Raw genomic sequence first — 19161 nt, forward strand, 5'->3', positions numbered from 1 at the left:
AGCTGAACTACCAGACCTAAAAATCTTAAAAACTTATTTGTTAAAGAACGTATGAGATTTCTCTCTCTTTTGAAGCGGTCTGGACGGGACTCGAACCCGCGACCCCATGCGTGACAGGCATGTATTCTAACCAGCTGAACTACCAGACCTCAACCCTTCTCCTCAGAAGGTGTGCAAATATAGCGTTTGTTTACGTATCTGCAAAGATTTTTTGAAAAAAAAACTAATCTACTTGACCGTCTTTCATCTTCTCTGCATTCTCCGCAAACTGCAATGCATCGATAATACCTTGAATATCACCGTCCATAATTGCCGGTAAGTTGTACATCGTCATTCCAATACGGTGCTCCGTTACGCGACCTTGTGGGTAGTTATAGGTACGAATTTTTGCCGAACGGTCTCCAGTAGATACCAAAGTTTTTCTTTTTGCAGCGATGTCGCCGTTCTTTTTGTTCAACTCGAGCTCGTAAAGTTTGTTCCGCAACATCTCCATCGCTAACTCACGGTTGGCTAATTGGGAACGTTCTACCTGACAAACCACAACGATACCACTTGGTTTATGCGTCAACTGCACTTTTGTTTCAACCTTGTTGACGTTCTGTCCACCAGCACCACCTGAACGGGATGTCTGTAATTCAATATCACCCGGATTGATCTCAACATCGACATCTTCAGCTTCAGGAAGAACTGCAACAGATGCTGCAGAAGTATGTACACGACCCTGTGTCTCCGTATCCGGAACGCGTTGTACACGATGTACACCTGATTCGTATTTCAATTGTCCGTAAACGTCTTCACCGATGACTTTTAAGATCACCTCCTTATAACCGCCAGAAGTTCCTTCGGTAACGTCCATTACTTCGTTGCGCCAGCCTTTGGTTTCGAAATAACGTGTGTACATGCGGTAAAGGTCGCCAGCGAATAAGGCTGCTTCATCACCACCTGATCCACCACGAATTTCGATAATGGCATTTTTCGCATCTTCAGGATCCTTAGGAATCAACATTAAGCGAATTTCTTCTTCTTTTTCTTCTTTTGCTACGTATAAAAGATCCAATTCCTCTTTAGCCATCTCACGAAGTTCTTGATCCTTCTCGTTCATGATGATGTCCTTATTGGTATCAATATTACTCACCATATTTTTGTAAATATGGTACTGATCCACGATTTTGCCCAAATCTTTGTACTCTTTATTCAATTTGGCAAAACGTTTCATATCTTGCATGGTATCAGGGTTGCTCAATTCAGCTTCCACTTCTTCCCATCTTTCTTTTATCGCTTGTAATTTATCTAACATATATCAAAAATGCTTCTTCTAGGAATGTATGACCTAGATTACTATTGAGTGTACAAAAGTAAGGAAATTTTGTTGCTTTTAAACAACCTAGCCTGCTATTAATGAGAGGAAACTGCTTTTAGTCCCACGATGGAAGCAATCAGCGTGAAAATAAAGAATATGCGCCAAAAATCTGCAGGCTCCTTAAAGAAGATGATCCCCATTAAAACTGTGCCTACTGCACCTATTCCGGTCCAAACAGCATAAGCTGTGCCTAAGGGAAGTGTCTGTGTAGCTTTGATCAATAAGCCCATACTTGCAAATAAGAATACGACAAAGGCACCGTACCAGAGCCATTGCGCATTTCCGGTCGCATCTTTGGCTTTACCTAAGCAGGTCGTAAAGCCGATTTCACATAATCCACCCAATATTAAAAATACCCAGTTCATATCTTTTTTGATTTTTTGTTTCGATACAAAGATCCGGCTTTAGGGCGATAATAATTTTTACAAATGTTAAAAATTTGTGTGAATATTTGCGCGAATCCGGCTTAGGGTAACCTGACTGACACCGAGATAGGAGGCGATGTAACCAAGTTTGATCCGTTGAATATATTGAGGGTATTTTTGAAGTAACTCGGCATAGCGCTCTTGGGCAGTATTAAAGAGCTTGGACATGGTTCGTTGCTCGGTCTTGATAAATTCAAGTTCAGCCATCTTTCTTCCCCAGTTGGCAATGGCAATATCACTTTCGTAGAGATCAAAAAGTTGCTTTTGGTCTATCTGATAAACAACACTGTCCTCCAAAAGGTCTATGTTTTCATAACCCGGGGTATCATGGACATAACTATTCATGGATATGAGCGTTCCACCGGGTGAAACGAAATCCAAGGTAATCTGACGGTTGGCCGTCTCGTAGTAAACGCGGGCTAATCCGGAAGCCAGAAAATAGAGATTTTTTTGAATTTTGTCCTGTTCGATCAGCAGGCTATTTCTTTTCGCTGTGATTTTCTTACTGACCTGCTCCAATTTTACAGCACTTTCAGGCGTTAGAAAGTGGTAACCGTTCAGGCAATCGGATAAAGAAATTAGGATTTGCTCGCCCATTTTTCCAAACGTAAAGTTTCACCATCCCATACTGCATAGGTATGGTAATTGATCCATTCCCCTAAATTTAGAATACGGCTATTGGAGTTGAGTTCAACATCATAGGGAAGATGTCTATGGCCAAAGATATAATAGTCGTGATGTTGGGTTGACTCCAGCTCCTTTGCATAGCCAATCAGCCATTCTTTGTCTTCACCCAAAAACTTTTCGTCCTCATTATTCGAAAGCCTACTATGTTTGGACCAGCGTGTCGCGATTCCGATTCCAAAATTTGGGTGCAACCGCGCAAATAACCATTGGCAGAGACGGCTCCGAAATACTTTCTTGAGTACCTTGTATTTGTAATCACCCGAACCTAATCCATCGCCGTGGTGAATATAAAAGTGTTTTCCGTTGAGTTTTAATTCCAGCTCATTGTCGATGATCTGAACATTTAATTCCTTTTTGAGGTAGTCAAACATCCACATATCGTGGTTTCCTTTAAATAAAGTAATGGGAATGCCGAGATCCGAAATTTCGGCTAATTTACCCAAAAAGCGGATATAGCCTTTCGGGACAACCGTGGCATATTCAAACCAGAAATCAAAAATATCACCAACAAGATAGAGCTGTGCAGCATCTGTTTTGATCTGGTCCAGCCACTGTATAATTTGCAGCTCCCTTTCCCGTGAACGTTCCAAGGGGTAAGATCCAAGATGAAAGTCGGAGGCAAAATAAATTTTTGTTCTTGTTGACATGTGGCCAAAACTAAAAAAAATGGCGGCGAATACAAAATTCGCCGCCACAATATAATTTGCTATGATTTCGATAATTCGGTGATGAGCGCCTTTAGATATTCCGTGGCATCCGGATCAATGCGCTTCAAAGACTGCTGAAGTTGATCGGGATAAGCACTTTTTATCGCCATGATTGAACTTGCGATAACCATATAAGATTTGTCATTTACAGCGTTCAGAATTAGACTTTTGTATTTTTTATCTTTTGTCTGTGCGAGCTTTTGAATCGCAGAGGCGCGGATGACAGAGGCTTCGGATTTCTCTGCAAGTGTCAAGATTGTTTTTTCTGTTGATTTGCGAACCGTGGGATTGCTTAAATCGAGCCCTTGAATTGCTGTTGCAGCAAGATCCGCATCGGTATCCGCCAATGCTTTTGTTAAGATTTGCTGGCTGATGGTATTTGTCGGATTTTTTGAGGCGTATGCAATCGCACCGACGCGGTTAGCAAATGAAGGTGCATGCTCATATTGATACAGATAGTCGGCATCTGACTTATCGATTTGAATTTGACCAACGAGTGTTTTTTCGGGATCGACATCAATAAATTCAACAGCAGCAGGTAAAGGAATCATAAATTGGGCATTCCGCTTGTTGAGTTGAAAGGTCTGTCTGATCTTCCCATTTTTCGTATAGATATCGACGGCTAAGGGAAGCTGGAATGTCTGCACGGTTGAATCTTGAATTTGGGCTACATTCAGGATGATACTGTTCTCTCCGTTTCTTGTCGTGATTTTCAAAATTGGATGCCCACCTTGGTAATACCATTGATTGAAGTACGGAGCCCAGTCTTTTCCGGTCACCTCTTCCATCGCTAGACGGAGCTGTTGCGGTTCGCCGGTTTTAAAGGAATTGTCTGTCAAATATTTTTTCAGCGATTGATAGAACGCTTCATCACCCATTTGTTCTTTTAAAGCATAGAGAATCAATGAACCTTTTGCATAGCTGATATTATCAAACATATCTTCTTTATCATGATAATAATAACGGGCTAAAGTCGGACTTTTTCCATTTTTTGTCGATTTGAGATAAGACTGGAGTTTTTCAAATCTAGATTTATCGCCACGATCTTTACCACCATCGTGCTCACGCCAGATAACCTCGCCGAAAGTAGCGAAAGATTCATTCATGGTCAAATTGGACCAAGATTCTGCTGTTACCAAATCGCCAAACCACTGGTGAAACAGTTCATGGGCAATCGTTCCCTCCTGATTATCGTCCAACAATTCGCGTTTTGTCTTTTGTACATGTTCACCATGTAGGGTTGCACTTGTATTTTCCATGGCGCCTGAGACATAATCGCGACAGACAATCTGTGCATACTTATTCCAAGGGTAAGGAACGCCTAGAGTCTTGCTGTAAAAATCCATCATGGCCGGTGTCTTTCCGAAGATATCTTTGGCATAGGGTGCATACTTCGGTTCAAGGTAGTAGTCAACGGGGATATTGTTGTATTTGTCCTGATAGATTTTAAAATCACCAACGGCCATCATAAATAGATATGGGGCATGTGGTAAATCCATTTTCCAGGTATCTGTACGTGTACCATCACTATTTTTCTGTTGATTGCTCAATGCACCGTTCGATAAACTGACGTAATTGTCAAGAACGGTCATGGAGATTTCAGCCGTCGTCTTTTGGTTGGGGCGATCAATTGTCGGGAACCAGGCTGATGATGCTTCAGTCTCGCCCTGTGTCCATATTTGACGAGGTTTGTTGGGTGTGCGTTCATCTGGATTGATAAAATAAAGCCCCTTAGCATCGTTGATTGCTGCACTGCCCTGCGCCTTCAATAAATTGGGCTTTGCGGTATAATCGATGTATACTGTATATTGCTCCTTTGCAAGGTAATTCCGGTCGAGCTTAATCAGTAGAGAGTGATCATCATAGGTATATTTCAAGGGAATCATTTGTGTGCCATTGACCAAAGATACCTGTTTAATATCCATGCCTTTTGCGTCAAGGCGGAGGGAGTCTGTTGGGTAGAAATAGGGTTGTAAAGTGACCCATTCTTTGCCATTCAGAAATTGGTTTGTATAGTCAAAACGTACATCGAGTTTGGTGTGGACAAGATCGTTGATCTTGGTAGGGGTGGCTCGATATTGCTGATCTATAGGTAATTGTTGTGCTTCGCTTATTCCGATTTGAAGAATGGAAATCGACAAAGAAAGGTATATGACTTTTTTAAACATGGTTATAGTATTTTCAAGATTTAAATAAATCTAAAGAAATTTCGGTTGTGATAAAAATATACGCTGCAGAAATGTGTCTAATGCTACTATGAGCGGCCCATGTTTTGTTTATTTATTCGCTTTGATTTAGGTAGTTTGGATGCTAACGTAAAGGACAAGCGGGAAGTGATGAATCTAGGCTTTTTAGTTATTATTCGAGGAAGAGAAAAAACTGCCTAAGGTAGGTAAGAGGTCGATAAATTTGTTTATATTCAACTCAAATTGAATTTTCAAATGCTAAGTGAATAAAACTTAGATTGGTTGAAACAAGTATAAGGTTTTATGATAAATAAGAATTTTGGTCTTATCCTAATGATGATAGGTATGGCAGGTACAGCGACGACTGGTTATGGACAACAGTTGACATATCCGACGACAAATAAAGGAACCGTCGTGGATGAATTTTGGGGTGAAAAGATAGCCGATCCTTACCGCTGGTTGGAAGATGATCGTTCAGCTGAAACAAAAAGCTGGGTACAGGCAGAGAATAAAGTGACTTTTGACTACTTGAATGCTATTCCATTCCGTACAAAATTAAAAGATCAATTAACCGAAATATGGAATTATGAAAAAATAGGAACCCCGTTTAAGGAAGGCGAGTACACTTATTTTTTTAAGAATAATGGCTTGCAGCAACATGCTGTCCTCTACCGTAAACTAGGGGAGGGAGGAGCAGAAGAAGTTTTCTTGGACCCAAATACGTTCTCGAAAGATGGGTCGACTTCATTGGCCGATGTTTCGTTTTCAAAGGATGGGAGCTTAGTCGCCTATTCTATTTCTGAAGGGGGATCGGACTGGCGGAAAGTCATTGTACTGAATGCCAAAGATAAGGCGCCTGTGGGAGAAACATTAGTAGATGTCAAATTCTCTGGTATTGCTTGGAAAGGAAACGATGGTTTTTATTACTCGAGTTACGATAAGCCAAAAGGATCTGAACTTTCTGAAAAAACAGACCAACATAAATTATACTACCATAAACTTAAAACAGCTCAGTCTACAGATAAATTGGTTTTTGGCGGTGCTGCAACACCGAGACGTTATGTCGGTGCTTCATTAACAGACGATCAACGTTACCTGATTATTTCAGCTGCAAATACGACAACAGGAAATGAACTTTATTATCAGGATCTCCAGCAACCGAATAGCAAGATTGTCTGCCTACAAGATCATTTTGATGCCAATACAAGTGTCGTTGACAATATTGGGGATAGTTTCTTATTGGAGACAAACTACAAGGCTGCCAACAACCGTTTGGTAAGAGTTGATTTGAAGAATCCTGCAAAGGAGAACTGGAAAGATGTTATTCCAGAAACTGAAAATGTGCTTTCGATCAGCACCGGAGGTGGTTATCTTTTTGCAAATTATTTGAAAGATGCGGTTTCAGTGGTGATTCAATATGATTATACCGGTAAAAAGATTCGGCAAATAGAATTGCCAGGTGTAGGCACAGCGAGTGGTTTTTCGGGCAAGAAAAAGGAAAAAGAAATCTATTTTGGTTTTTCAAATTACATTACGCCTTCTTCAAGTTATAAGTTTGACGTGAATTCTGGTCAGTCTGCACTTTATATCAAACCTAAGGTGAAGTTTGATTCCGATCAGTATGAATCGAAACAGGTTTTCTACACATCCAAAGATGGTACAAAGGTTCCGATGATTATTACGTACAAAAAGGGGATTGTCTTGAATGGGAAAAACCCGACGATTGTGTATGGTTATGGCGGCTTTAATATCAGCTTGACACCTGCCTTTAGTACTTCCGTTGCGGTGTGGTTGGCAAATGGCGGTGTTTATGCTGTTCCGAATTTACGTGGGGGCGGCGAATATGGTCAGAAATGGCATGATGGCGGCAGACAGTTCAATAAGTTGAATGTGTTTAATGATTTTATTGCCGCCGCACATTATCTTCAGGAGAATGGTTATACATCACCCGAGTACACCGCTTTATCGGGGGGATCCAATGGTGGTTTGCTCGTGGGGGCAACAATGACAATAGATCCCAAAGTAGCCAAGGTCGCACTTCCCGAGGTCGGTGTTTTGGACATGTTGCGTTATCATACCTTCACAGCTGGTGCAGGTTGGTCCTATGATTATGGTACAGTCAATGATAGCAAAGAAATGTTTGACTATCTGAAAGCATATTCTCCGGTGCACAATGTGAAAACTGGAGTTTGTTACCCAGCGACGATGGTCTTTACGGGAGATCATGATGATCGGGTGGTACCGGCGCACTCCTATAAGTTTGCTTCCGAACTACAGGCAAAACAAGCTTGTGATAATCCTGTATTGATTCGTATTGAGACAAAAGCTGGTCACGGTGCGGGAAGGTCAACAGAAGTCCTGATCAATAGTACAGTTGATAAATATGCTTTTGCCCTTTGGAATATGGGTATTAAAGAATTAAAATAAGCGGACAGCAGTCAAAGACTCAACATATTGTCTGTCTTGTTCTCCATAAAAAAGCCGCGATCAATAATTTGATTGCGGCTTTTTTTATTCATTGACTATTCGAATATCTTCTTATTGCCAGGTCTTTTCACCCTTTTTCATTTTTTGTAATGTTGCTACATATTCTTCTTTTTGAGTAGCATCGGTAATGAGTGAGATCGCTTTTTCTTGCGTTTTAATTGCTTTTTCTTTTTCTCCGAGGCGATATAATATGTTTGCAAAAGTGTCTAAATACATGGGTGCATCTTTTTCTTTTTCGTTGGATAATTTGCTCCATTCAGCTGCTGCTTTTAGGCACGCTGGGTCATTGCAGTTTTCAAAAATGGACCACGCCATGTTGTTTAGTTCTGCAGCGGTAATGGTTGAACCATATTTTGCAATGTATTTATTGAAGCTATCTCTTAAACCAGGGTAATTTTTGGTATAACCATAATAACGTGGTTGCATTTCGAGACTTGCTTTCTCTGTATTCACAGTCGGATATTTTTGCGCCAATTCTTTTTCTATGCTCGTAAAATCAACTGTTTCCTTTGCACGAATTTTGGTGTTTACTGCATTACTAACCAACAGTTGGGAGAGGAAGTCATTTGCTTTCACTTTTTCACTAACGACATCAAATTTAGCAGGATTGTCTTTGATTAAATTAAAAGCCTTAGAATCGACAACATTCGCCGCTGAAAGTAATAAACTAACATTCTCCTTTGTAAAGATTTGATCCGTAGACAAGGACGCTAATACGACTCCTTCCGCTTTTGCTTGTGTCTCTTGATCATAAGCTTCTTTGGCAGCTATAGCCATACTTTTGGCGATGTTTACATTTGTTGGGTCGGCATTGAATTTTGCCAATAGTGTTTCATATTGTGTATTTGGATCAAGTGATTTTTGTGTTTTCGCTATAAAATCGTCCGCTTCACCACCACCTACGATACGATGCACAAGGGTACCTTTTGAGTCAAAGATCAGAAAAGTTGGGTAGGCTCTAACTTTATATTCTTTGGCAAAACGATCGGCCTCTTCGTACCATGATTTTACATCTTCATTGTCATTCTTAGTTTTATCCATCTGAATTTTTGCATTGACAAATTTAGCATTGAAAAAATCGCCTACTTTGGCTTGTGGGAAGATGGTACTCGACATATATTTACAGGGGCCACACCAGGTTGTAAAACAGTCTACAAAAATGAATTTGTTTTCTTTAGCCGCTTTTTCTTTAATCTGACTCCAATTGAGCCCATGCTCAAATTTGACCCCTTCGCTCTGCGCAAATAGGAGGGTTGGAATTAGAAATAGCATTAAAATCAATTTTTTCATAATGTTGGTATTTTGGATTTTTAATTTAATCGTTCGTATTGGTCGGGATAGGTTTAGTTTTCCCAAGTTTTTATTCCTTTCATCATTTTGTCCAGTGTTTCTTGATAGATAGGACGATCGTCCTCACTGGCCATTTCGATCGCTTTGTTTTGCCACTTTATGGCTTTTTCTTTTTCTCCTTTCTTATAGAGCAGATTTGCATAGGTATCCAAAAATGCACTGCTTGGATCCTCAAGGATGGATTTCTTGCTCCAGCTTAACGCGGATTCAATACATGCAGTATCACTGCTATTATTAAAAATAGTCCAGGCAAAGGTATTTAATTGGTGTGGGGTAAAATCTTCTGACGAAAGGTAATCATTGATGGTATTCTTCATGGCGACGTAATTCTTCACCTGAAGGTAATAGTGTGCTTTTATTTTCTTGAACATCGGGATGAAATCGATGTCTGGATATTTTGCAGCGAGTTCATTCTGATAACTATCCCAGTTGGGTTCATGTTTGGCATCAATCTTAATCTGAAATAATTCGTTGACGACAACATTAGCCAGGGTGCGGTTGGCAATACCTGGTGACTCTAATAGAATATCGATTTTCTCTTTATTGTTGCGAATAAGATTAAAAGCTTTTGAATTGGTGAATTTGGCAGCTGCCAATAAAATATGGACATTTTCTTTTTTGAATAACTCATCCGTACCCAATGAATTCGCTAAGGTATTTTCTGCCTTTCGTGCAGTATTTTCATCGTAAGCGATATTTGCTGCTTTCAGCATCTGCTTGGCCGTATAAATATCTTGGGGTCTTTTCTCGAATTTTTTTAACAGCGTGTAATACTGTGTTTCGGGATTTAGTCCATCCATCACATGTCCGACAAATTCGGGAGCATCACTTGCACCGACAATCCGGTGTACCGCCTGCCCATCGGGATTAAAGATAAGAAATGTGGGAAAGGATTGAATATTGTATTCATTGGAAATAGCACGCGCATCGGCATACCATTTTTTGACATTGGCATTGTCGGACTCTGTCGAATCCATTTGCACTTTTACACTAATGAAGTTCTGATTGATTGGCTGCCCCACCTGCTCTAGGGGAAAGATCTCATTGCTCATATATTGGCATGGGCCACACCAGGTTGCAAATAGCTCTACGAAGATAAACTTGTTCTCAGCTTGTGCCCGTTCCTTTATCTGCTTCCAACTCAACCCTTCTACAAATTTCACTCCCTTAGTCTGGGCTTGAGCCAAATTCCCGAATAAAATTGTAAGGCATAACGCGATTATACTTCTCATACTCACTCAACAAAAGATTCATAATTATGTTTAAGTTATTAAATTAATCTGAAAACAAAAACACCTCTGAAGTATTAATTTCAGAGGTGTTTTCGTGGACTGATAAATCGCTTATTTGATATTTATCTTCGATTTTAAATCTTTTGTTAGACCGTCTTTATGTAACATCAAAGAAGTTGTTTTATATCGTACAAATTCTTTTGATGCATACAAATAACCATGGTAGTCATTTGTTGTACCCCAAGAGTTTTTAACGATGTAATACTCTTTTCCGTTTTGATCTTTTACAAGACCTACGATATGCATACCGTGGTCATCTGTAGTTTGCCAGTTGTCGAAAGCTTTTTGTCTTTCTTCCGGTGTTACTTTTAACTCTGGTTTAGGACCAACAAACATTGTGGACTTTTCTTGATCTGTCATTTCCTCGAAAGGTTTTTCTGGTACATAAGCTACACCGTTTTTCCAAGAGAAACCTTTTTCTGATACGTCAGTAGCCCAAGCTACCGTATAACCTTTTTGTAAAGCGTTGTCAATAATGTCCGTTAAATCGTTCATCTTAACATTATAGAAACGGTCGAATGACCAGTTGTCTGGAATCAACAATACGAATTGGCTGTAGTATGGGTGGTCAGTTACCGAAGCAATACCCACGTAATCATCCGGATTGATACCGATTACCTGATCTGCAAAGGTGCGCGGTGTATAGGATTTACCGTTATAGTCAAATTTCTCAGGTACTTCCCCAAGATAAGAATCCATCGCAGCGGTATACGCTTTTTCCCAGTTTGGCGTTAACGTTTTACCCTTTACTACTGCCCCTAACATCGCATCCAACATATTGGTCATTTCACCAAAGTTGTTACGTGTAGTACCGTAGTGAAGACCTGTGTAAGCCGATTGCGGCATTGTACCATATTTACGGAAAGAGTTCAACACATCATGGAATTGACCACCTTCACCCAATGACAATCCGCCATGAAGGCGTACATACGTGCGTGCTTTATCTAAATACGTGTTGCGCGCGGTATAGATTTGTGAGATCTCCACTGGTTTTTTACCCATACGGATCATTTCTGACTCCAGGAAAGAATTACCTGAATAAGACCAACAGGTACCAGATGAACCTTGGTTTTTGATGGATGTGTTACCCAGATTGATAACTTCAGTAAATGTAAATCCAGATTTGCTATTGTCATTTTGATTTGCTTTTAGCGCATTGATCAAATTGTCTTGTGCTTGTACTTGGAATGAAGCTGCGAAAAGTGAAGCAGCTAGTACAATCGTTTTATTCCAATTCATTGTTAGTATTTTGTTAATTTAGTGTGGTGCTAAATTAAATAAATAAAATTTAGTAAGGTAAATTCCTCTGTAAAATAATTGTTCTTAAAAATCTGCTGTTTTTCTGCAATCTTTTGCTGGAGAATAGGATATGCATAAAGCATAATATCACATAAAAATGGTCAGAAATTTCTTTCTGACCATGGTGTTCTGTATCGTTTGTAATTTCGCGCAGATTACCGGAGTTTATCGCCGAATAATGACCGTCGGTACGCTTTCAATAGTCGTTTAATCAGTCGGTTCAGCTTTTTTAGGAAAAAGCAGCGAAGCAATGATACTCAATGCAAGTATGCCGACAATAACGATCAACGAATGCGTTGTTGTAAAACCTACTTCGGCCAACCAATGATGCAGCAGCATTTTTAAACCAATGAAGACCAGCAAAAATGCTAAACCTACTTTGAGGTATTGGAATTTGTGGATGATATTGACCAAAAGGAAGAACATCGACCGCAATCCAAGTATTGCAAAAATATTGGAGAAAAATACAACATAGGGATCTTTGGTAACCGAGAAAATTGCAGGGATAGAATCCACAGCAAAAATCAAATCCGTAAATTCTATGACCAGCAGTACAAGAAATAGCGGTGTCATATATTTCACGCCGTTCTCTACATGGAAGAAGTGTCCACCATCTAATTTGGGGGTTACCTTAAAGTATCGGGAAGCAAATTTAACGACCGGGTGATTCTGTGGATCCACTTCTTCGTCCTGGTTACGGTTGATAAACATTTTGACCCCTGTAAAGACCAAGAAAGCGCCAAAAACATAGAGGATCCAGCCGAATTTAGCAATAAGGGTTGCGCCAAGGAAAATAAACAAGAAACGCATAATGATTGCGCCCAAAATTCCCCACACCAAAACTTTATGGTAATAGCGCTCCGGAATGCCAAAAGAAGTAAATAATAATACCATCACAAAGATATTATCTACGGATAGGGCATATTCCACAACGTAACCGGTGATATATTCCAGACCAAGGTTTTTGTTGTAGAGCTCGAGACTCGCCGCTAAATCACCGGGAATGATTTTAATATCGTGGTGGTGTTTGGTAATGATTTCTTGAAGGTGGTCCAAGTCATGGATATTGTGCAATTCAAATCCATAGTGACGGAGAAGCCAATAGAAACCCAAGGAGAATAAGACCCAGATGGCGCTCATGATGCTAGCCATCTTTAGGCTAACAGGTTTGTCGCCTTTGGAGAATAAGCCTAGATCTATTGCTAGCATAAGTGCAATAAAGATGAGGAATCCGCCAAAAAACATTAATTCGTGACTCATTTTATTTTTTTCTTTCTGTTGTATATTTTACCAGTTGCTCCAACCCCGATTTGTATTCACTGTCGGGAAAGTCTTCCAAGATCCGGAAAGCATCTTGTTGGTATTCCAGCATCTTATTTGTAGCGTATTCGAGCCCACCACTCTGGCGGACAAAGTCGATGACTTCAGCCACTTTGTGTGTGTCTTCATTATGGTTTTTAATCAAATTAATGATCCTTCGCTTTTCACTTGAAGTCACTTGATTCAAGGCATAGATTAACGGTAAGGTCATTTTCTTCTCTTTGATGTCATTGCCGAGTGGTTTGCCAACGTCATCTAAACCAAAGTCGAATAAATCGTCCTTGATTTGAAATGCAATTCCGATCTTTTCACCAAATTGATGGAGCTTGTCGATTGTCTCCTGATCTGCATTCGAAGAAGCCGATCCACAGGCACAGCAAGAGGCAATCAGCGAAGCTGTTTTCTTTCGAATGACCTCAAAATAAATAGACTCTTCGATATCCAGTTTACGGGCCTTTTCGATTTGAAGCAATTCACCTTCGCTCATCTGATCAACAGCTTCCGATACAATTTTTAGTAAGTGATAATCCTGATGTTTTACAGAAAGGAGCAGGCCCCTTGACAGCAGAAAATCACCCACCAAAACAGCAATTTTATTTTTCCACAAAGCATTGATGGAAAAAAAACCTCTGCGTTCGTAGGAGTTGTCTACCACATCATCATGTACGAGTGATGCGGTATGCAGCAATTCTACGAGAGCAGCTCCTCTGTAGGTGGATTCATTGATTCCGTTGCATATCCCAGCAGAAAAGAACACAAACATGGGCCGCATTTGTTTGCCTTTACGTTTGATCAGGTATTGTGTAATGCGATCCAACAAGGGGACGGAGCTTTTCATTGAAGCTTTGAATTTTTTTTCAAAAGCCTCAAGTTCATGGGCAATAGGACGTTGGATCTCTCTTAATTTTGACATGAATTGGGGTGAAATACCAAAATAGTTAAAGCTTAAAGATAGTGATTTTGTTACAACTCTTCGACTGCTTTCTCAAGATTTTTGTACCATTCCTCACCATAGGTTCGGATGAGAGGATCCTTTAAAAATTTAAATACAGGGACCTGTAATTCTTTACCAAATGAGCATGCATCTTTACAGATATGCCAACGGTCATAGTGAAGTACGTCGAATTCGGGGTAATGTGTTGTCCTGATAGGATAGAGGTGACACGAAACGGGTTTTCGCCAATGCACCTCGCCAAGTTCGTAAGCTTTTTCGATAGCGCATTTTGTAATGCCATTTTCCCAGGTCACATAGGCACATTCTTTATTCCCATCAACACAAGTGGTCGTTAGATCGCCATCAATATCGACAACATACTTCCCTTGCTCTTCAATCGCTTCAATACCTTTCTCGGTCATATAGGGCTTTACTTTGGGATAAATCTCCTCCAATATAGCCTTTTCACTCTCCAATAAAGGTGCGCCTGAATCGCCTTCAATACAACAAATTCCTTTACATTTTGATAAATTACACACAAAGTCATTGTTGATTAGATCTTCGTGCACCAATACATTTCCTACTTCAATCATTCTAATTATTTTGAGTAGCTTGCTTTCTGTCCCAATTTGTATTTTAATCCACTGGCTTCGAGTAATTCCAGTGTTACCGAACCGATTAGAATATCTACATTGGCTTTGACCGGAATACGGTTGCCATCATTGGTTACCCACAGATAAAGCTTGCTATTTTTTTTAAAGATACGTCCTGGTTTAATCTCAGGACTGAATTTGAGACATTCTAAAGTGCCTAATTCCGTTTTTATTTTTTCTATTCCAATATATTGTATGCCTAAGGTGGCAATCTCATCATTCAAAAAATAAGTCAGCTTAAAAGATTCTCCTGGTTTAACAGTCGACAGATCTAGATTTCGGGCGAAATAATAGGAAGAAAGCAAGTCGAAAGTCTGATCTACCTTCGAATTGAAAGTCCCCTTGTTGCCTACAACACTATTTGTCTCCTGGTTGAAGCGCACCTTATCGTTCCGTCTATATCCTCCTTCACGAATGTTTTCCGTATAGTAATACGGTAAAAATGTCTTGCTATTGATATACGAGTTGTATTCATTTCTCACCGTATATATGGCAAAGGCGCCAGCTGTTTTGCCGGCAGCGTATAGATGAAAGGAAGGGTTTCCGGCTCCATCCTTGGTATCCTCAACGGTTAATGTCCCTGTTGCGGCTGAAATAAAGCCATAACGGAGTTTATATTTTAATTTCTCGCCACCTTTAAATGCCGATTCTTTTAAATGCGGTAAATCTTGAGCGAAAGCAGTACTTACGATAACGGATAAGTAAAGGAGCAAAGTCGATATAAGTTTCATGTACGTAAGTTTACGAAATTTGTTTGAAAAAGAAATGTTAATTTCATTCAAATAAATTTAACTTTTGGAGTTAATGAGACCTTCATGGACGATGACATATACTTATGTTGAGCTGAGTTATTTAGGCTGTGTCCGCTTAAATACGGGGACCGTAGAACAGGGTTCACCATACATAATACTCTTTGCTACCTTACTCAATTTTACCGTAAACTGCACAAAGGTAGACTCCGGAATAAAAATATCACCACAACCTTTCACAACCACACGTTGATCTCGAAATTGTTCCATGTCAATCTGTTCGATTGCCGCAGCATACTGCATACGCAACAACTCCTCTGAATCCCCAAAAATAACTGTCTTCGCATAGGGTTCCAATTTGTTGGCTAATAACATATAAGCCCAGGTCGGAACAATAGCATCGGCAGTACACGTAATTGCGACATGTTTACCTTCGTATTGCGACCAGTCGTGTGTCTTAATGAATTCTCGGAAATCCTTTTCTTTAAGAATCAAGCCATGGAAGAGATTATCCTTAATATCATAGACTACATTGTCTGCTTTAGGATGGTAGTTGGCCAGGTCAACTGTGACTAACCCACTTTGCGCAACTTTGTTGACAATATCTGTTTGAATATCCATATTTACATCAAAAAAAAAGCCGGACGATAATTCGTCCGGCTACAAATTTACTTAAAAATCTTTTAAAAGAATTTCACTCTATTGTCAATGATTTCAGCTTTGTCTTGTAAAGCGCGGAAAATAGATCCCCAAGCGCGTTGTGCTTTAGCTGCAAGCATTTGTTTCTTTTGTCCGTTGATATCCGAAATCGCGGCAGGATTGGTAAAACCATTTACTTGTACAACATATACACCGGTATTGCCTTCAATCGCTTTGGAAGGTTTGTTTGGCTGTAGCCCAAAAACAGTACCAACCACTTTGTTTTCTAATGCAACACCAGGAATAACTGGATTTGCGAAGACAACATTTTCAACGTGAATAGCTGCTTTACCAACTTTTTGTGCTACTTGATCAATAGAAGATGTACCTGCTAAAGCCTTGTCAAATTTATCTTTCAAGATTCTAGCTTTAACCATATTTCTTACTGCAGGTTCGATATCTTTCTTAACAGCATCCAAGGAAAGAGTTCCTTTAGGCTGTATGTCGACCAAGTTTGCTAAGATATAAGAGGTTTCAGTTTCGAAAACTTTATCTGAAATATCGCCTTTTTTAGCTTCGAAAGCCCATTTGATTAAATCACGTGGAGCTTCGGCGCCACCTAATACATTGTCCATCGCTGTTACGCGTGAGGCTGTTTTTGCTTCCAGACCAATTTTTTTCGCTTCTTGAGCAAAGTTCTGTGCTGTAGCTGCAGATAAGAATGCTGTTGCTTTGCTATGTGCATTGTTCAACGTTTCTTTTCCGCTGTTGATCACTTTGTCAATGATAGCAACTTTTGCATATTTTGAACTTCCTGATTGTTTTTCAATTTTAATGACATGGACACCATATTGTGATTTTACAACTTTGATATCGCCTGTTTTACTTTCGAAGATGGCTGTCTCAAGATCTGGAGCCATACGGCCTCTTGTTAAAGTACCCAGCTCGCCACCGTTGGTTTTGCTCTCTGGATCTTTGCTGAATTGAACCGCCAATGCCGCAAAATTGTCTCCTTTTTGAATCAATCCTTTGATCGAATCTGCTTTCGCCAATGCTTTATCCATTCCACCTTCGGCAGCAGGATCCAATAGTATGTGTGATGCTTTCACAGAGTCAGGGCTTACGATCGTCGAAACAACTTTTGCAATTTCATACGCATTGTTGTTTAAGAAAGGTCCCACAGTTGTTCCGGCCGCAACATTGAAGACAACGGAATCCAATGAAGGACTCAACTGTCCTTTTTTCACATAAGTAAACGGAAATTTGTTGTCTGAATTGATCGAAGCAAATAAAGAGTCATCTTTAGCAACGATTAAATCTTGTTTCAATTTATTGATCGTCTCTTTTACGGCCAATGAATCTTTTGCAAGAGGTTTTGCATCCACCATTACGTATTGGATCGCACGTGTTTCCTCTTGTGTTTTGAACATACTTTTATGCTCATTATAATATTCTTGGTAATCTGCATCAGTCAATTTGGCATCAGCATCCTTAACAGAAGCGTAATCCAAAAGAATGTATTTGAAGTCTGCTAGTTTATTACGCTCTTGGTATTCTTCGTTTGCTTCCAAAGAAGTAACATATACGCTATTAGAAAGCAATTCGCCATATTTGCTGCTTAAACGCTCATCTCTAACGCCTTTCAGTAGTTCCTCCCATTGTTCAGCCACTTGTTGGTTACCTGATGTGTTCATTTGGGTGATAAAAGCACGCAGTTGACTCGGGTCAAATTGTCCTGTTTGTGGGTTGGTAAACGCTTGAACGATTTGAGGTGAAGGGTTGTTACCTTGCACTAAATCATTTAATTCGTCTTTACCGACAGTCAAACCGATTTTTTCAATTTCCTTTTTCAAGATTTCTCTTGATAAAAATTGATTCCATACTTGTTGAACAGCGTAGGTCCGCATTTGAGGGGTCACTGCACCGCCCATTTGTTGTTTGAACATTTCCTCTGTTTGTTCAACTTGCTTACTGAACTCAGGATATTCAATTTCAGTTCCGTTGACTTCCCCTACACGATTTTGATGTCTCGCCCAAAAAGGAGCTCCCCCTCGAACGACATCGCCTAGTAAAAATGCTAAAATTGCGATAGCCATAGCTGCGGTCAAGATGACACCAGCTTTGTTACGCAAAAAGCCCATTAATCCCATAGTCTGCTTATTGTGTTTATATTGTGTAAATACTTGTATTTCGTTAATTTATGCATAGCATAGCAAAATGCGGTGCAAGATACAATTTTTATAAAAAAAAACGGAATATTTTCCTGAATGTAACAAAACAAATTTGAAAACTATTTGTATAAAGTGGAGTTTTTTGTGCTCTTTTAGTTCAAATGATTCGTTTTGAACAACTTAATCGTATAAATAAACTGCCTGGAGGTATTGTCTCGGATCTATACCTGCTGTTAAGCTAAACCTGAATCTGGTTTATGGCCTGCAAATAGTTATTTACCTAAGGAAGGGAAGAGACTGTTGTTGGTGATCACCGTATAACCAGTTGCATTGGCTATATTGACGTGTTTAAAATCCTTGTCCGAAGTAAATGATGAACCTTGTAAGTTACCGCGATTATCCCGAAAGAATGCCGTAATGGGAACATGATTATAAAAGGTCATGTTGCTGTTGCTATCGGCTTTACTTTCGTCATAGATGATCTCTTCTGTTTTGATGACAGAACCGTCAGCCATAGTAACCACCACATTTTTGGTAAATACGGTGGTCTTTTCTTTTTCCCGCCGAATAGCATGGTCGGAAGTAATTCGCTGAGTTTCCTTTAAATTGTCGTCGTAAAAGATGATTTTTATGCTTTTTGGAAATTCGTATACTTCGGTGCTATCGTGTTTGATACGCATTTCAGGGGCTGTAAGATTCGCTTTTACCCGTGTGGAATCGCTATAAATAATATCGACATGACGCGAAATGTCGACCGCCTCTTCCTTTTTCATATTGGCAATGCGGTCTACCTCTTTTAGATCCGGTTCGCAAGAGGTCAATGAGAGCGCCCCTAGTAAAAATAAGATTACTAGGGGCGATATATTTTGGAATATGGATGAAGCAAATGTCTTGCGTACCAT

The 19161-nt window shown here is 39.8% G+C and carries 16 protein-coding genes and 1 tRNA gene; 1 reads left to right on the forward strand and 16 read right to left on the reverse strand.

Features of this window, described 5'->3' with window-relative positions; genetic code table 11:
- Positions 1-75: 75 nt before the first annotated feature.
- From B2O97_RS14395 to B2O97_RS14420, 6 genes are all read right to left on the reverse strand, one after another.
- A tRNA-Asp gene (locus tag B2O97_RS14395) sits at positions 76-149 on the reverse strand.
- A 74-nt stretch (positions 150-223) separates the two neighbouring features.
- Positions 224-1297: a peptide chain release factor 1 gene (gene prfA, locus B2O97_RS14400; RefSeq protein ID WP_070563288.1), complete on the reverse strand. Its 1074-nt coding sequence runs from the start codon at positions 1295-1297 to the stop codon at positions 224-226.
- 98 nt (positions 1298-1395) lie between these two features.
- Positions 1396-1725: a DMT family transporter gene (locus tag B2O97_RS14405; RefSeq protein ID WP_070563291.1), complete on the reverse strand. Its 330-nt coding sequence runs from the start codon at positions 1723-1725 to the stop codon at positions 1396-1398.
- Between the two features lie 66 nt (positions 1726-1791).
- Entirely contained in the window at positions 1792-2382 is a 591-nt protein-coding gene (locus B2O97_RS14410) for a Crp/Fnr family transcriptional regulator (protein WP_286767607.1), read from the reverse strand.
- Positions 2364-3119: a UDP-2,3-diacylglucosamine diphosphatase gene (locus tag B2O97_RS14415; RefSeq protein ID WP_070563293.1), complete on the reverse strand. Its 756-nt coding sequence runs from the start codon at positions 3117-3119 to the stop codon at positions 2364-2366. The genes B2O97_RS14410 and B2O97_RS14415 overlap by 19 nt, the downstream gene beginning before the upstream one ends.
- A 59-nt stretch (positions 3120-3178) precedes the next feature.
- Positions 3179-5347: a M1 family aminopeptidase gene (locus B2O97_RS14420; protein WP_286767608.1), complete on the reverse strand. Its 2169-nt coding sequence runs from the start codon at positions 5345-5347 to the stop codon at positions 3179-3181.
- Between the two features lie 321 nt (positions 5348-5668).
- Between B2O97_RS14420 and B2O97_RS14425 the strand changes: the two genes are divergently transcribed.
- Positions 5669-7792, forward strand: a complete 2124-nt coding sequence (locus tag B2O97_RS14425) for a prolyl oligopeptidase family serine peptidase (RefSeq protein WP_286767609.1) — start codon at positions 5669-5671, stop codon at positions 7790-7792.
- A 111-nt stretch (positions 7793-7903) separates the two neighbouring features.
- Here B2O97_RS14425 and B2O97_RS14430 read toward each other — a convergent pair whose 3' ends face one another.
- The 10 genes from B2O97_RS14430 to lptC all read right to left on the reverse strand — a co-directional run bounded on the left by B2O97_RS14430 (position 7904) and on the right by lptC (position 19161).
- The gene (locus B2O97_RS14430) at positions 7904-9142 is read right to left on the reverse strand and encodes a thioredoxin family protein (RefSeq protein WP_286767610.1); all 1239 of its coding nucleotides are present in this window, start codon (positions 9140-9142) and stop codon (positions 7904-7906) included.
- Between the two features lie 53 nt (positions 9143-9195).
- Positions 9196-10434, reverse strand: coding sequence for a thioredoxin family protein (locus B2O97_RS14435; protein WP_070563305.1), 1239 nt, complete (start codon positions 10432-10434; stop codon positions 9196-9198).
- Between the two features lie 111 nt (positions 10435-10545).
- Positions 10546-11733: an aminopeptidase C gene (locus tag B2O97_RS14440; RefSeq protein WP_286752243.1), complete on the reverse strand. Its 1188-nt coding sequence runs from the start codon at positions 11731-11733 to the stop codon at positions 10546-10548.
- Positions 11734-12000: 267 nt separating this feature from the next.
- Positions 12001-13053 (reverse strand): TerC family protein, encoded by a 1053-nt coding sequence (locus B2O97_RS14445; RefSeq protein WP_115047120.1) that lies wholly within the window; start codon positions 13051-13053, stop codon positions 12001-12003.
- A gap of 1 nt (position 13054) precedes the next feature.
- Positions 13055-14026, reverse strand: a complete 972-nt coding sequence (locus B2O97_RS14450) for a polyprenyl synthetase family protein (protein ID WP_070563314.1) — start codon at positions 14024-14026, stop codon at positions 13055-13057.
- A 50-nt stretch (positions 14027-14076) separates the two neighbouring features.
- Entirely contained in the window at positions 14077-14640 is a 564-nt protein-coding gene (locus B2O97_RS14455) for a DUF3109 family protein (protein WP_070563316.1), read from the reverse strand.
- Positions 14641-14645: 5 nt separating this feature from the next.
- On the reverse strand, positions 14646-15431 hold the full coding sequence (locus B2O97_RS14460; RefSeq protein WP_070563318.1) for a DUF3108 domain-containing protein: 786 nt from the start codon (positions 15429-15431) through the stop codon (positions 14646-14648).
- A 117-nt stretch (positions 15432-15548) separates the two neighbouring features.
- On the reverse strand, positions 15549-16070 hold the full coding sequence (locus B2O97_RS14465) for a DUF2480 family protein (protein ID WP_286767611.1): 522 nt from the start codon (positions 16068-16070) through the stop codon (positions 15549-15551).
- Between the two features lie 62 nt (positions 16071-16132).
- A complete protein-coding gene (locus B2O97_RS14470) occupies positions 16133-18238 on the reverse strand; it encodes a peptidylprolyl isomerase (protein WP_286767612.1) in 2106 nt (701 codons plus the stop codon).
- A 293-nt stretch (positions 18239-18531) separates the two neighbouring features.
- A complete protein-coding gene (gene lptC, locus B2O97_RS14475) occupies positions 18532-19161 on the reverse strand; it encodes an LPS export ABC transporter periplasmic protein LptC (protein WP_070563326.1) in 630 nt (209 codons plus the stop codon).

It is taken from the genome of Sphingobacterium sp. UBA865, assembly GCF_002295765.1.
Classification (GTDB): domain Bacteria; phylum Bacteroidota; class Bacteroidia; order Sphingobacteriales; family Sphingobacteriaceae; genus Sphingobacterium; species Sphingobacterium multivorum.

Excerpts from the sequence above, each read along its gene's own strand:
- B2O97_RS14430 (WP_286767610.1), bottom strand. The coding sequence starts at position 9,142 with ATGAAAAAATTGATTTTAATGCTATTTCTAATTCCAACCCTCCTATTT.
- B2O97_RS14405 (WP_070563291.1), bottom strand. The coding sequence starts at position 1,725 with ATGAACTGGGTATTTTTAATATTGGGTGGATTATGTGAAATCGGCTTT.
- B2O97_RS14445 (WP_115047120.1), bottom strand. The coding sequence starts at position 13,053 with ATGAGTCACGAATTAATGTTTTTTGGCGGATTCCTCATCTTTATTGCA.
- B2O97_RS14460 (WP_070563318.1), bottom strand. The coding sequence starts at position 15,431 with ATGAAACTTATATCGACTTTGCTCCTTTACTTATCCGTTATCGTAAGT.
- prfA (WP_070563288.1), bottom strand. The coding sequence starts at position 1,297 with ATGTTAGATAAATTACAAGCGATAAAAGAAAGATGGGAAGAAGTGGAA.
- B2O97_RS14425 (WP_286767609.1), top strand. The coding sequence starts at position 5,669 with ATGATAAATAAGAATTTTGGTCTTATCCTAATGATGATAGGTATGGCA.
- B2O97_RS14450 (WP_070563314.1), bottom strand. The coding sequence starts at position 14,026 with ATGTCAAAATTAAGAGAGATCCAACGTCCTATTGCCCATGAACTTGAG.
- B2O97_RS14420 (WP_286767608.1), bottom strand. The coding sequence starts at position 5,347 with ATGTTTAAAAAAGTCATATACCTTTCTTTGTCGATTTCCATTCTTCAA.
- B2O97_RS14415 (WP_070563293.1), bottom strand. The coding sequence starts at position 3,119 with ATGTCAACAAGAACAAAAATTTATTTTGCCTCCGACTTTCATCTTGGA.
- B2O97_RS14440 (WP_286752243.1), bottom strand. The coding sequence starts at position 11,733 with ATGAATTGGAATAAAACGATTGTACTAGCTGCTTCACTTTTCGCAGCT.
- B2O97_RS14410 (WP_286767607.1), bottom strand. The coding sequence starts at position 2,382 with ATGGGCGAGCAAATCCTAATTTCTTTATCCGATTGCCTGAACGGTTAC.
- B2O97_RS14435 (WP_070563305.1), bottom strand. The coding sequence starts at position 10,434 with ATGAGAAGTATAATCGCGTTATGCCTTACAATTTTATTCGGGAATTTG.
- lptC (WP_070563326.1), bottom strand. The coding sequence starts at position 19,161 with ATGGTACGCAAGACATTTGCTTCATCCATATTCCAAAATATATCGCCC.
- B2O97_RS14470 (WP_286767612.1), bottom strand. The coding sequence starts at position 18,238 with ATGGGATTAATGGGCTTTTTGCGTAACAAAGCTGGTGTCATCTTGACC.
- B2O97_RS14465 (WP_286767611.1), bottom strand. The coding sequence starts at position 16,070 with ATGGATATTCAAACAGATATTGTCAACAAAGTTGCGCAAAGTGGGTTA.
- B2O97_RS14455 (WP_070563316.1), bottom strand. The coding sequence starts at position 14,640 with ATGATTGAAGTAGGAAATGTATTGGTGCACGAAGATCTAATCAACAAT.